At 70.8% G+C, this 13,210-nt stretch carries 14 protein-coding genes; 12 read left to right on the top strand and 2 right to left on the bottom strand.

The window, feature by feature from the left end:
• Positions 1–137: 137 nt before the first annotated feature.
• The gene (locus AC07TY_RS08105) at positions 138–1,529 is read left to right on the top strand and encodes a TrkH family potassium uptake protein (RefSeq protein ID WP_123505874.1); all 1,392 of its coding nucleotides are present in this window, start codon (positions 138–140) and stop codon (positions 1,527–1,529) included.
• On the top strand, positions 1,522–2,193 hold the full coding sequence (locus tag AC07TY_RS08100) for a potassium channel family protein (RefSeq protein WP_123505256.1): 672 nt from the start codon (positions 1,522–1,524) through the stop codon (positions 2,191–2,193). Before AC07TY_RS08105 ends, AC07TY_RS08100 begins: the two co-directional genes overlap by 8 nt.
• Before the next feature lie 30 nt (positions 2,194–2,223).
• Here the strand turns inward: AC07TY_RS08100 and proC are convergent, their stop codons facing one another.
• The gene (gene proC / locus AC07TY_RS08095; protein ID WP_488624509.1) at positions 2,224–3,057 is read right to left on the bottom strand and encodes a pyrroline-5-carboxylate reductase; all 834 of its coding nucleotides are present in this window, start codon (positions 3,055–3,057) and stop codon (positions 2,224–2,226) included.
• A gap of 73 nt (positions 3,058–3,130) precedes the next feature.
• On the opposite strand from proC, the gene AC07TY_RS08090 reads away from it, so the two are divergent.
• Positions 3,131–4,093, top strand: a complete 963-nt coding sequence (locus AC07TY_RS08090; protein ID WP_488624510.1) for a cation diffusion facilitator family transporter — start codon at positions 3,131–3,133, stop codon at positions 4,091–4,093.
• A gap of 300 nt (positions 4,094–4,393) precedes the next feature.
• On the opposite strand, the gene AC07TY_RS08085 is transcribed toward AC07TY_RS08090, so the two are convergent.
• Positions 4,394–4,825, bottom strand: a complete 432-nt coding sequence (locus AC07TY_RS08085; protein WP_123505875.1) for a nucleoside deaminase — start codon at positions 4,823–4,825, stop codon at positions 4,394–4,396.
• 72 nt (positions 4,826–4,897) lie between these two features.
• Here AC07TY_RS08085 and upp point away from each other — a divergent pair, with 72 nt between their 5' ends.
• The 9 genes from upp to AC07TY_RS08040 all read left to right on the top strand — a co-directional run bounded on the left by upp (position 4,898) and on the right by AC07TY_RS08040 (position 13,210).
• Positions 4,898–5,533 (top strand): uracil phosphoribosyltransferase, encoded by a 636-nt coding sequence (upp, locus tag AC07TY_RS08080; RefSeq protein ID WP_123505259.1) that lies wholly within the window; start codon positions 4,898–4,900, stop codon positions 5,531–5,533.
• A gap of 467 nt (positions 5,534–6,000) precedes the next feature.
• Positions 6,001–6,699 (top strand): winged helix-turn-helix domain-containing protein, encoded by a 699-nt coding sequence (locus tag AC07TY_RS08075; RefSeq protein WP_494784955.1) that lies wholly within the window; start codon positions 6,001–6,003, stop codon positions 6,697–6,699.
• A gap of 275 nt (positions 6,700–6,974) precedes the next feature.
• A complete protein-coding gene (locus tag AC07TY_RS08070) occupies positions 6,975–7,700 on the top strand; it encodes a hypothetical protein (RefSeq protein WP_494784954.1) in 726 nt (241 codons plus the stop codon).
• A 76-nt stretch (positions 7,701–7,776) separates the two neighbouring features.
• A complete protein-coding gene (locus AC07TY_RS08065; protein WP_494784953.1) occupies positions 7,777–8,355 on the top strand; it encodes a MarR family winged helix-turn-helix transcriptional regulator in 579 nt (192 codons plus the stop codon).
• Positions 8,356–9,729: a cryptochrome/photolyase family protein gene (locus AC07TY_RS08060; RefSeq protein ID WP_488624515.1), complete on the top strand. Its 1,374-nt coding sequence runs from the start codon at positions 8,356–8,358 to the stop codon at positions 9,727–9,729.
• Positions 9,726–11,201, top strand: a complete 1,476-nt coding sequence (locus AC07TY_RS08055) for a serine hydrolase domain-containing protein (RefSeq protein ID WP_494784952.1) — start codon at positions 9,726–9,728, stop codon at positions 11,199–11,201. Before AC07TY_RS08060 ends, AC07TY_RS08055 begins: the two co-directional genes overlap by 4 nt.
• A gap of 85 nt (positions 11,202–11,286) precedes the next feature.
• Entirely contained in the window at positions 11,287–11,727 is a 441-nt protein-coding gene (locus tag AC07TY_RS08050) for a GNAT family N-acetyltransferase (protein ID WP_494784951.1), read from the top strand.
• A gap of 80 nt (positions 11,728–11,807) precedes the next feature.
• Positions 11,808–12,395, top strand: coding sequence for a TetR/AcrR family transcriptional regulator (locus AC07TY_RS08045; protein WP_158614157.1), 588 nt, complete (start codon positions 11,808–11,810; stop codon positions 12,393–12,395).
• 29 nt (positions 12,396–12,424) lie between these two features.
• Positions 12,425–13,210: a dienelactone hydrolase family protein gene (locus AC07TY_RS08040; RefSeq protein WP_494784950.1), complete on the top strand. Its 786-nt coding sequence runs from the start codon at positions 12,425–12,427 to the stop codon at positions 13,208–13,210.

Raw genomic sequence — 13,210 nt, 5'->3', positions numbered from 1 at the left:
TCCGCGAGCCCGACTACCATGGAGGCTTCTAGGCGAATCTCGGCGGCGTTGGAGGACGGGTGGCGACAGCTCCGCAGGTGGGTCGCACCGGTCGGGTCCAGCCGCGACGCCCCGTCTCGAAGGGCTCGCGAGGGCCTCTGGCCGTGCTCCGCGACTCGGTCGACGACATCACCCGCAAGTCGCCGGCGCGGTTCGCGATCCTCATCTTCACCTCGCTGATCCTCGTCTTCACCGGCATCTTCATGCTGCCGATCTCGTCGACGTCGGGCGAGATCACCCCGGTCGCCGACTCGCTGTTCACCGCCGTGTCGGTCATCTGCGTCACCGGGCTCGCGACCGTCGACATGGCGACGCACTGGTCGCTGTTCGGCCACGTCGTCATCTTCGTGGGCGTCCAGATCGGCGCGATCGGAGTGCTGACCGTGGCGTCGATCCTCGGCCTCGTCGTGTCGCGCCGACTCGGCCTCCGGTCGAAGCTGATGGCGGCGAGCGACACCAACCCGCTGCGCGCCCACGCCGGCCCGGTGCCCGAGGGGCAGGCGGTGCGGCTGGGCGAGGTCGGCGGCCTGCTGACGACGGTGGCGGTGAGCGCCCTCGCGATCGAGCTCGCGATCGCCCTCCTCCTGATTCCGCGGATGCTGATCGACGGCATCCCGTTCGGCGATGCCGTGCTCGACAGCTTCTACTACTCGGCCATGGCGTTCACGAACACCGGCTTCACGCCGAACGCAGCCGGGCTCGCGCCGTTCGAAGGCGACTTCGTCTTTCTCGGGCTGCTGATGGTCGGCGTCTTCCTCGGCAGCATCGGCTTTCCGGTCATCTACGCGATCACGCGCAACCCCCTGCATCCGCGCCGCTGGTCGCTGCACGTGAAGCTGACGCTGGTCACGACCGCCGTGCTGCTGGTCGCCGGAGCCGTCCTCTACCTTGTGCTCGAGTTCGACAACCCGCGCACCTTCGGCACCGACGACGCCGGCAAGACGGTCTTCGAGTCGTTCTTCCTGAGCACGATGGCGCGCTCGGGCGGCTTCTCGACGATCGACATCGCGCATCTGCACGACTCGAGCCTTCTGGTCACCGACATGCTGATGTTCATCGGCGGCGGCTCCGCGTCGACCGCGGGCGGTATCAAGGTGACGACCCTGGCCGTGCTGTTCCTGGCCGCCTTCGCCGAGGCGCGCGGCAAGCGCAGCATGGAGGCGTTCGGCCGCCGCATCCCCTCCGACGTGCTGCGCCTGTCGGTCAGCGTGGCCCTGTGGGGCGCGACGATCGTGGCCGTGGCGACCATCGTGATCCTGCAGATCACCAAGGCGGAGCTCTCGCACGTGCTCTTCGAGGTGATCTCGGCATTCGCCACCTGCGGCCTCTCGACCGGCCTCACCAGCTCGCTGCCCGACCCGGCCAAGTACGTGCTGGCGGTCACGATGTGGATGGGCCGCGTTGGTACAGTGACGCTCGCCGTGGCCCTGGCCAACAGCCAGCGCCGCCAGTTGTTCACCCGCCCCGAAGAAAGGCCGATCGTTGGCTGAACGGATTCCCCACGACGCCCCCGTCCTGGTCATCGGGCTCGGCCGGTTCGGCGCCGCGACCGCCGGCCAGCTCGAACGCCAGGACCGCGAGGTGCTCGTCGTCGACACCAGCGCCGGACTCGTCCAGAAGTGGGCCGACCGCGTGACGCACGCCGTCCAGGCCGACGCTCGCGACATCGACGCGCTCCGCCAGATCGGCGCCGCGGACTTCGCCATCGCGGTCGTCGGCGTCGGATCGTCGATCGAGGCCAGCGTGCTCATCACGGCGAACCTCGTCGACATCGGAGTTCCGCAGATCTGGGCCAAGGCCATCTCGACCTCGCACGGCAAGATCCTCACGCGCATCGGCGCGACCCACGTCATCTACCCGGAGGCCGAGGCCGGGGAGCGAGTCGCGCACCTCGTCTCGGGCCGCATGCTCGACTACATCGAGTTCGACGACGAGTTCTCGATCGTCAAGATGTACCCGCCCAAGTCGGTGCGGGGGCAGAGCCTCGGCGCGTGCAAGGTGCTGCCGAAGTTCGGCGTCACGATCGTCGGGGTGAAGAGCCCCGGCGGCGCCTTCCAGGAGGCCCGCCCCGACACCGTCGTCGGCGACCACGACCTCATCATCGTCAGCGGAACCGAGACGGATCTCGAGCGGTTCTCGGCCCTGGAGTCGTAGAGCGGGTCGCAGGAACCGCCCGACGCCGCCTCACTCGCCGCCGATCTCCTTGGCCCGCGCCAGCGCGGCCGCCGCGGCGTCGTCGAACACGGCCTTGAGGTCGGCTCTCTGCAGCACCTCCACCGCCCTCTCGGTCGTCCCGCCCGGGCTCGTCACCCGGCGGCGCAGCTCGGAGGGATCGATCACCTCGCGGGCCAGCAGCTCGCTCGCCCCGCGGAACGTGCCCTGCACCATGGTCGCGGCCTGGTGGTCGGTGAAGCCGAGGTCGACGGCCGCACGGGTCATCTCCTCGATCAGGTAGAAGACGTACGCCGGTCCCGAGCCCGAGATGGTCGAGAGCGCGTCGATCTTCTCCTCCGGGATCGTGACGACGTCGCCGACGCACGAGAAGAGGGAGCGGGCGAGCGCCAGGTCGGCGTCGCTCGACCGGCTGCCGGCGGCGAGGCCCGTGACGGCGAGGCCCACGACGGCCGGTGTGTTCGGCATCGAGCGGAGCACGGCCACGTGCTCGGGCAGGACGGCCTCCATCGCGGCGGTGGTGATCCCGGCTGCGAGGCTGACGACGATCGTGCCCGCTTCGAGGACCGGCGCGATCTCGCGCAGCAGGTCGACGACCAGGTACGGCTTCACGCCGATGAGCACCAGCTTCGCGCCCGTGACCGCCGACGCGTTGGCGGCCGGATCGGTCTCGGTGGCCAGAGACGTGACGGCTCCGCGTCGCAGGGCGCCCGCCTTGGCCTCGGAGCGGTTGGTCACGCGGAGACCCCCCTCGACGGTCACCTCCGGGCTGAGCAGCCCCTGCAGGATCGCACCGCCCATCGATCCGGCTCCGAGAATCGCTGTGGCGGGCAGGGTGGTGGTCATTCGTCCATCCTAGGATTGGCGGCAGCGACGCGGGCGCAGGGGTCCGGGTCGCAAATCACGAGGAAGGCTTTGCATGAGCTCGGGTCACGGAAACAAGGCGATCTTCGCGGCGCTCGGCGCCAACCTCGGGATCGCCCTCGTCAAGCTGATCGCGTGGGCCCTGTCGGGGTCGGCGTCGATGCTGGCAGAGGGCATCCACTCCATCGCCGATTCGGCCAACCAGTTCCTGCTGCTGATCGGCGGCCGCCAGGCGAAGAAGGCCGCCGACGAGGAGCACCCGTTCGGCCACGGCCGCGAGCGGTACGTCTACGCGTTCGTCGTGTCGATCATCCTGTTCTCGGTCGGCGGCGTCTTCTCGCTCTACGAGGGCATCGAGAAGCTGCAGCACCCCCACGAGCTCGAGGTGCCGTGGCTGCCGATGATCGTGCTCGTGATCGCGATCGGCCTCGAGGGCTTCTCGCTCAAGACGGCGCTCGGCGAGGCGCGGCCGCACAAGGGCACGGGATCGTGGGTGCAGTTCGTCCGCCGGGCGAAGGCCCCCGAGCTCCCCGTGCTGCTGCTCGAAGACACCGCGGCCCTCACCGGCCTGGTGTTCGCGTTCTTCGGCGTCGGCCTCACCTGGGTCACCGGCAACAGCCTGTTCGACGCGCTCGGCACGGTGCTGATCGGCGCGCTGCTCATCCTCGTCGCGATCGTGCTCGGCATCGAGACGAAGAGCCTGCTCGTCGGCGAGGGCGCGTCGTCCACCGACGTCGCCGCGATCCGCTCGGCCATCACCGAGGGCGCCGAGGTCGAGTCGATCATCCACATGAAGACCCTCTATCTCGGGCCCGACGAGCTGCTCGTCGGCGTCAAGGTGGCGCTGAGCGGGCGCATGCTGCTCGCCGACGTCGCGTCGTCGATCAACGCCGTCGAGGCGCGGATCCGCGCGGCCGTTCCCGTAGCACGCGTGATCTACGTCGAGCCGGACGTCTACGCGGCGCCCGACGCCGTCGCGCCGCCGACCGACGCGATCATCCTCCGCGCCGCCGATTAGCCGGTCGCCTGATGGTCTCGGGCCGGGCTTCGCCTGGTCCTCGGCCGCGGCGGCCGGCTAATTGATGCCTTCTGGCGCCTTCGGCGCGGCGCGGCTTCGCCGCAGCGTCCGCCAGACCGCCGGAGCGGCGCAGGCCGGGCTTCGCCTGGTCCTCGGCCGCGGCGGCCGCTAATCGATGCCTTCTGGCGCCTTCGGCGCGGCGCGGCTGCGCCGCAGCGTCCGCCAGACCGCCGGAGCGGCGCGGGCCCGCGGGATAGACGGCGGATTTGAGCCGAAACGGCGGGGCGGAGCGGGGCCTCGTCAGCGGCGGGCGGCGAAGAAGTCGAGCAGGACGGCGGCGCACTCGGCCTCTCGCACGCCGGCGTACACCTCGGCCCGGTGCGGCAGGCGCCGGTCGCGCAGGATGTCGTAGAGGCTTCCGGCGGCACCGGCCTTGTCGTCCCAGGCGCCGAACACGACCCGCGGAACCCGCGCCGCCAGGATCGCCCCGGCGCACATCGGGCACGGCTCGAGGGTGACGACGAGGGTGCAGCCGGTGAGGTGCCAGTCGCCGGTGGCACGGGCCGCGGCCCGCAGAGCGAGGACCTCGGCGTGGGCGGTGGGATCCTGCGCCCCCTCGCGCTCGTTGCGGCCCGAGCCGATGATGCGCCCGGCGGCGTCGACCACGACGGCCCCGACCGGGACGTCGCCCGTCGCGGCGCAGAGGGCGGCCTCGTCGAGGGCGTCGCCCATCCACGCGGCGAACTCCGTCGGCATCGCGGGCACCGGCCACCTCCGTCGTTCGACTCCGCTAGCCTCGAGCCTATGCGAGTGCACGTGGCCGACCACCCCCTCATCACCCACAAGCTGACCGTGCTCCGCGACCGGCGGACCAAGTCGCCGACCTTCCGGGCCCTCACCGAGGAGCTCGTGACGCTGCTGGCCTACGAGGCCACGCGCACCGTCCGCACCGAGCCCGTCGAGATCGAGACGCCGGTCGCGACGACCATCGGCCTCGCGATCTCGAAGCCGCGGCCGCTGGTGGTGCCGATCCTGCGCGCCGGCCTCGGCATGCTCGAGGGCATGACGAAGCTCGTGCCGAGCGCCGAGGTGGGGTTCCTGGGCATGATGCGCGACGAGGAGACCCTGCAGCCGGTCACCTACGCCGAGCGCCTCCCCGACGACCTGTCGAACCGCCAGTGCTTCGTGCTCGACCCCATGCTCGCCACCGGCGGCTCGCTGATCGCCGCGATCGACTTCCTGCTCGCGCGCGGAGCCGTCGACGTCACCGCCGTCTGCATCCTCGCCTCGCCCGAGGGACTGGCCGCCGTCGAGAAGGCTATGCACGGCCGCGAGGTGTCGATCGTGCTCGGCGCCGTCGACGAGCGCCTCAACGAGAACGGCTACATCGTGCCCGGACTTGGCGACGCCGGCGACCGCCTGTACGGGCTGGCCGAGTAGGGCACGGGCGGCACGTCCGGTTGACACCGGGCGTCGCCGTGCGAAACAATCGGGGCCATGACTGCACACTCGTTCGCCCCGATCACCCAGGGAGCCTCCGCTCCCCGAGGTCTCAAGGCGTCGGCCGGCATGATGTCGGTCACGGCAGTCATGTGTTGTCGAATGCACGCCTAAAGGCGTCCGACCCGCCGAGTCTCCGCAGGTCCGCAGACCTGATACCGCTGTCTGCGACCCGCACCCTCAGTGCGAGCACACCCGCTCGCGAGGCCGACTCCGGATGCACATCCGCCCACCCGGCGGCGCATCCCCACTTGCTACCCGCTTCGAGCCTCATTCCGCTCAGCAGGGAGCCACGCGGCACACACAGAAGGCATCGCGTTCCTTCTCCGCACGCCCCTCCCGCTCCACGAGGGTCGCGACAGCGGACGAACGGGCGCCTTCGACGTCCCAGAGGACTCAGCTCACCCATGTCACTCGCACTCGATACCACCCCCGTCCAGACCACCCAGCGCCACCTCACGGCCGTCACGGAATCCCCCGCCCCCCGCCTTCGCGCCGTCCCCGAGGGGAGCGAAGCCCGAGGCTTCGTCCTCTACGTGGGCATCGACGAGCTCAAGGCCCTGGAGGCCGGCACGAGCCTCGGCGAGATCGTCTCGCAGCTGCGAGCCCTGACGCAGCAGCTGGCCCCGGCCGCCGAGACGCATGCCGCCGTGGCGCTCGCCCCCGAAGGCGCCGGGGGGCGCGACGTGGATGTGGTGCGACTCGCGCTGCAGGATCCAGCCGCCCTCGCGAAGCACCGTCACACCGAGGTCGACGAGGAGCCCGGCGCCCGCGGCGGCGTCGTGGTCGACATCTCGCGCAAGCGCGTCCTGCTCGACGGCGACGTCGCTCCCCTCACCTACAAGGAGTTCGAGCTCCTGCAGTACCTCGTCCTGCGCGAGGGCCGCACCATCGACCGCGCGGAGCTCATCTCGAGCCTCTGGTCGGCGGCTGACGACGAGGTGCCGAACGAGCGCACCATCGACGTGCACGTGCGTCGCCTGCGCTCGAAGCTCGGCGCGTTCGAGGACATCGTGCGCACCGTCCGCGGCGTCGGCTACCGCTTCGACCGTCACGCCGACGTGTCGATCCGTCAGGCCTCCACGCCCAGCCCCGACGTCTTCTGAGCCGCCCTCGCCGTTGTCCCCCGGCCCGCCGACATCGCGTACCCCGGCCGTCAGTGGCCACTGGGTGACTTCCCAGCAAAATAACGATTCGGTAACTAGACGTCGTTACCTCGCCGTTATACATTGATGTCACTGAAGTTGTTTGCTGTGGCAACGTCAGTGGAATGTGATTGCAGGACACTCTTGGTGCAAGGGAGAAGGCCAGCTACCCGCCTCGGTAGCTGGCCTTCAGTCTGTCGACCGGTGCTGTGCCCCGGGGATGCCAGACTGGGCGCGTGACTCTCGCAGACCTCCGCTGGATCTCCTCCGACCAGCGCCCCCACGGCGTCCTCCTCTACGACCCGGACGACGTCGACTGGGTCGACGCGTCGGGCCGGTCGCCCCTCGGCGTCGTTCAGCCGGTTCGCGTCGGCTCCGAGTTCGAGGTGAGCTTCGTCGTGCCCGGCAACGTCCGCCCGACGAGCGACCTGCTCGACTCCGCGCTGCCGGAGCTGGGCCTCTGGCTCGCGTACGGCGTCGACGATCTGCCGTCGGAGCTCGTCGTGACGCCGTCGATCGACACGTCGACGACCGACATCACGGCGACCTGGTCGGACGACGGCCCGGTCAGGCTGGACGGCTTCGACGAGGCGCGGGCCGAGATGGGATGGTCGTCCGAGCAGGCCGCCGAGGCGCGCACCTGGATCGACTCGACCATCGATCTGGCCCGCCGGCTCCAGCCGCACATCGAGCTCACCGCCGAGCGCGTCGAGGACGACATCGCGCACGGCTTCACCATCTCGATGCCGTTCGGCGACAACGAGAACATCGACGGCGGCTACATCGCCACCGTCCTGCTCGAGACGGATGCCGAGGACGCCGAGCTCGACCCGGAGGCCGTGAAAGACCTCGGCCTCGACGGCGCTCGCGCCTGGACGGCGGTCGTCGCGCAGTTCCCGGGGCTCTTCCTCACCGAGGCCTGCGGCTACTACGGCTTCGAGGTCGCGGAGCCGACCGAGTAGCCCGTCGGCACCTCGCCTCCCCGGTCTTTTGTCGGCGGTACTCCGTACACTGATGGAACTGTTTGAGGGAGTAGCGATGAGCGACAAGAGCGCGGCCGTGGGGGCCTGGGAGGCCCTGTTCCGGGCGCAGGTCACGATCATGCGCGAGCTGACGGCGTGCTTTCCCACCAACGAGATCTCGTTCAACGAGTACGACGTGCTCTTCAATCTGTCGAACCAGACCGACAAGCGCGCTCGCATCAAAGACCTGACCCAGCACCTGCTGCTGACTCAGCCCTCGATCAGCCGCCTCGTCGACCGCCTCACCGCGAAGGGCATCGTGGAGAAGCTCAGCGACCCCGGCGACGGTCGCGGCATCATCGTGGCGCTCACTTCCCTCGGCAGCGAGGTCTTCCGGTCGACAGCCGTCCGCCACGCCGATGCCATCGCGCGCCGGGTCGGCGGGACTCTCGACCGCGACGAGCTCGAGCAGCTGATGGCGCTCTGCCTCAAGCTGCGCCTGGGCCCGAAGATCGCGGACACGCCGAACGAAGACCGGCTGTGCTTCCCAGACGATCCCAGCCTCCCGGGCGACGCGGCGAACGCGCCGGATGAGCCGGCGGCGGCTGCCGAGTCGAGCGAAGGCGTCACCGCCCCCGTCGGGGTCGGCAGCTGAGTGGCCTCCCCCACCCTCGTCTGGCTCCGTGACGACCTCCGGGTCGCCGACAATCCCGCCCTCCACCAGGCCGTCCAACGCGGCGAGCCGATCGTCGTCGTGTTCGTCCTCGACGACGAGACGGCCGGTATCCGGCCGATCGGCGCCGCCTCCCGCTGGTGGCTGCACCACAGCCTCGAGTCGCTAGCCGCCGACCTCGACGACCGCGGGGCTGCGCTGACGCTCCGCCGCGGCCCGGTGGCCGACGTGATCCCCGCCCTCGCCGCCGAGATCGACGCCGGTGCCGTCGTCTGGAACCGCCGCTACGGCGGTCGGGCCCGCGAGGTCGACGCGGGCATCAAAGAGGCCCTGACCGACGCCGGCATCGAGGCGCACAGCTTCCAGGGCAGCCTCCTCTTCGAGCCGTGGACGATCAAGACCGGCTCGGGCACCCCGTTCAAGGTCTTCACGCCGTTCTACCGCGCGTGCCTCGACCAGCCGGAGCCCCGCCACCCGTATCCCGGGCCGAAGCACCTCGACGGCCTGACCCCCGCGCCGAAGGGCGACCGCCTGAGTTCCTGGTCGCTGCTGCCCGAGAAGCCCGACTGGGCGGGTGGCCTGCGCGACCGGTGGGAGCCCGGCGAGGCCGGCGCTCATCGTCGTCTCGAGCAGTTCATCGCCGACGACCTCGCCGACTACGACCGGCGCGACTTCCCCGGCGAGGACACCCAGAGCCACCTCTCGCCGTTCTTGAAGTTCGGAGAGATCAGTCCGTTCCAGGTGTGGCACCGCCTCCGCGGAGACCTGTCGCCGGCCGCGAAGAAGCAGGCGGCGGGCTTCTTGCGCGAGGTCGTCTGGCGCGAGTTCAACTACACGGTCCTCTTCGCCAACCCCGACCTCGCGACGGCGAACTACCGCCCCGAGTTCGACGCCTTCGAGTGGGCGGAGCCGCACGAGGCCGACCTCGAAGCGTGGCAGCAGGGCCGCACCGGCATCCCCATGGTCGACGCCGGGATGCGCGAGCTCTGGCAGACCGGCGTCATGCACAACCGCGTGCGCATGATCGCCGCCAGCTTCCTGATCAAGAACATGCTCGTCGACTGGCGAGTGGGCGAGGCCTGGTTCTGGGACACCCTCGTCGACGCCGACGAGGCCAACAACCCCGGCAACTGGCAGTGGGTGGCCGGGTCGGGCGCCGATGCGGCGCCGTACTTCCGCGTCTTCAATCCGGTGCTGCAGGGCGACAAGTTCGACAAGCAGGGCGACTACGTGAGGCAGTGGGTGCCCGAGTACGGCACCGACGACTACCCCGAGCCGATGGTCGACCTGAAGCGGTCGCGGCAGGAGGCCCTCGACGCCTACGACCACATGCGACGGAAGGCCGGTCTGAAGTGACGTCGCTCACAGAGGCCGTGCGCGGCGTCGACAGGCTCTTCGCCCAGCGAGCCGGCGAAGATCAGCGAGCCGGCGAAGATCTGCGAGCCGGCGAAGATCAGCGAGCCGGCGAGGGTCATGCCCCGAGCGCCTCGTACGGGGTGTTCACGCCCGAGGGCCTGGTGCACACCGGCTCCACGGGAACGGTCGCAGGAACGCGGCCCACCGCCGACACCGTCTACCGGATCGCGTCGTGCACCAAGAGCTTCACGGCCACCGCCCTCCTCGCCCTCCGCGACGCGGGGTCGCTCCACCTCGACGACCCGGTGACGGCGTACGTCCCCGCCTTCGAGGCCGTCCGACTGCCGTCGGCCGACGCGCCGGTGCCCACGATCCGGATGCTGCTCACGATGTCGGCGGGCCTTCCCACCGACGACCCGTGGGGCGACCGGCAGGAGTCGATCACCGACGAGGCCCTCGACGCCCTGCTCACCTCGGGGCTGTCGTTCGACAGCGTGCCCGGCACCCGATTCGCCTACTCCAACCTCGGCTACGCCCTGCTCGGCCGGGTCGTCGCGGTCGCGAGCGGCACCCCCTACCGCGACGTCGTCACCCGGTCGATCCTCGAGCCCCTCGGGCTCGCGTCGACCGGGTTCGTGCGGCCCGACGACGCCGACGACCGACTCGCCGTGGGCCACCGGAGGCTCGACGGCGAATGGCAGCCGCTCCCCTTCTCGGGCCCGGGCGGCTTCTCGCCGATCGGCGGGCTGTTCAGCACCGTCGCCGATCTGTCGCGCTGGGCACGCTGGCTGTCGTCGGCATGGGCCGACGGCCGCGACGGCGACCGCGACGGGATCCTCTCGCGGGCGTCGCGGCGCGAGCTCCAGCAGATGCACCGGTACGTGCCCGCGGTGTCGAAGTCGAGCGGCGAGCCGACCGCGTACGGATTCGGGCTGTTCGTCGAAGACCAGGTCGACCTCGGAACGGTCGTGTCGCACTCCGGCGGCTACCCCGGCTTCTCGGCGCACATGCGCTGGCACGCCGCCTCCGGCATCGGCATGGTGGCGTTCGAGAACGCGACCTACGCGCAGGTGTCGGTCCCGACCGCCTCGACGCTGCACGCGCTGCTCCACGACGTCGACGCCGCGCCGCGCGCCACCGTGTGGCCCGAGACGCGCGTCGCCCAGGCGGCTGTCGATGCCGTCGTGCGCGGGGCCGACGTGCCCGCGGGTCTCCTGAGCGAGAACGTCGATCTCGACGTGCCCCTCGGCCACCGCCGCACGGCCTGGGCCGAGGCGATCGACGCCGCGGGCGGGCTCGCCGAGCAGCCGCTCCCGGCGGGCCCCGAGGCCGGGCCCGACGAGGAGTCGTCGGCGCCCTCGCACCTGGTGTGGCGGATCCCCGGCGCGCACGGCCGGCTGCGGGTCGAGATCCGCCTGACCCCGGAGGCGGCGCCGCGGGTGCAGACGCTGGGCGTGCGCGTCGAGCGCTGAGAGCGGCGGCGGGCCTGCACCGGCAGGCGCCCGTCGATGTGTTCGACAGACAGAGCGCTCGGCGATCACCCCGTACGCTCGAAGCATGACGGTCACGCACGACGACGCCCTCACCGCCCGCCTCGACCCGACGGTGCTCTACCGGATCATGCGGCTGCGCGTCGACGTGTTCGTCGTGGAGCAGGCGTGCGCCTATCCCGAGCTCGACGGTCGCGACCTCGAGCCCGACACACGCCAGTTCTGGACTGCCGACGCGAGCGGCGACGTGCTGGCGACGCTGCGCCTCCTGTACGACGGAGAGGATCGCAGGATCGGCCGGGTCGCCACCGCCCTCCCCGCCCGCGGGCACGGCTACGCCGGCGTCCTGATGCAGCGCGCCGTCGATGCCGCCGAAGGCCGGCTCACCCGCCTCGACGCGCAGGCCCGCCTCGAGGGCTGGTACGCGCGCTTCGGCTTCGTGCGCTCGGGCGACGACTTCCTGGACGACGAGATCGTGCATGTTCCGATGACGCGCCCGGCAGGCTGACGAGGCTTCTCGCCGACACACCGAACGTTCTGTTCCGGATTTCTGGCCCGGGGATGCCCCTCCGGACATACACTCGAAAAATGGCACGCAGAGAGACCCCTCCTCGCGAGAGGATCCTGGCGTCCGCGCACACGGAATTCGCCGAGCGAGGCCTCGCCGGGGCCCGGATCGACACCATCGCGCGGAACGCGGAAGCAAGCAAGGAGCGCTTGTACGCGCACTTCAAGACCAAGCGCGACCTCTTCGACGCCGCGCTCGGCTCGTCGATCGACCGCTGGCTCGAGGCAGTGCCGCTCGACGCGAACGACATGCCCGGCTGGGCGTCCCGGCTCTACCTGCACTTCTCCGCCCATGTCGACGACGCCCGGATGATCCTCTGGGGTCAGATCGAGGGCGTCAGCCTGTCGAGCCCCGGCATCGTCGATCACGAGGAGCTCGAGGCGCGCCGGGAGCGCGTGCGGGAGGCGCAGGCCGGCGGCCTGATCGACTCGGAGTGGCGCGTCGACGAGGTCTTCACGATGTCGTTCGGCCTCGTGCTCTCGTGGTTCGTCACCCCGTCGACGACGAACCTCCACCGCGAAGACACCGAACGGCGCGCGATCGTCGTCCGCGAGGCAGTCGACCGCATGCTGTCCGTCGCCCCCATCCCGGTCGCCGTCGGCGAGTAGCGCAGTCTCCTGCGAGTAGCGTCGGGACAATGACCCTCGATGCCTCAGCCCTGACCCCCGAACTCCGCGACCTCCTGGGCTCCGTGCCCGAGGCCGCCGTCACCGCCACCGACGTGCAGCACGACTCCGCCGGTACCGCACTCGGCGGCTATCTCGCCGCTCCCGCGGATGCCGACGATCTCTCGCCGGCCGTCCTCGTGCTTCACGACTGGTTCGGCCTGACCGACCACGTGAAGGTGCGCGCCGAGATGCTCGCGCGCCTCGGCTACATCGCCCTCGCGGGCGACATCTACGGCGCGGACAGCCAGCCGGCGGACGGCGACGAGGCGGGCGCCCTCGCCGGGAAGTTCTACGGCGACGTCGACCTGTTCCGCGAGCGCGTGCTCGCCAACCTCGAGACCCTCAAGGCGACGCCGGGCGTCGATCCGTCGCGCATCGCCGTCATGGGCTACTGCTTCGGGGGCTCGGGCGCGCTCGAGGCCGCCCGCGCCGGGGCCGACGTCGCCGGGGTCGTGTCGTTCCACGGCAACCTCAGCACGCAGTCCCCCGCCGCGTCCGGCTCCGTGACGGCGCCCGTGCTCGTGCTGACGGGTGCGGCCGACCCCATCGTCCCGCCGTCCGCCGTCGAGGCCTTCGAAGACGAGATGACCACCGCGGGCGCCGACGACTGGCAGATCGTGTCGTACTCGGGCGCGCTGCACGCGTTCGCGGTGCCCGGCACCGACGCGCCCGACCATGGCGCCGCGTTCCAGGAGCGGGCGAACGCGCGCTCGTGGGCGGCGATGGAGACGTTCTTCGGCGAGGTCCTCGCGTAG

Source organism: Frondihabitans sp. GW821-FHT04F02 (genome assembly GCF_059420045.1).
This window is presented reverse-complemented; position numbering and strand designations above follow the sequence as displayed.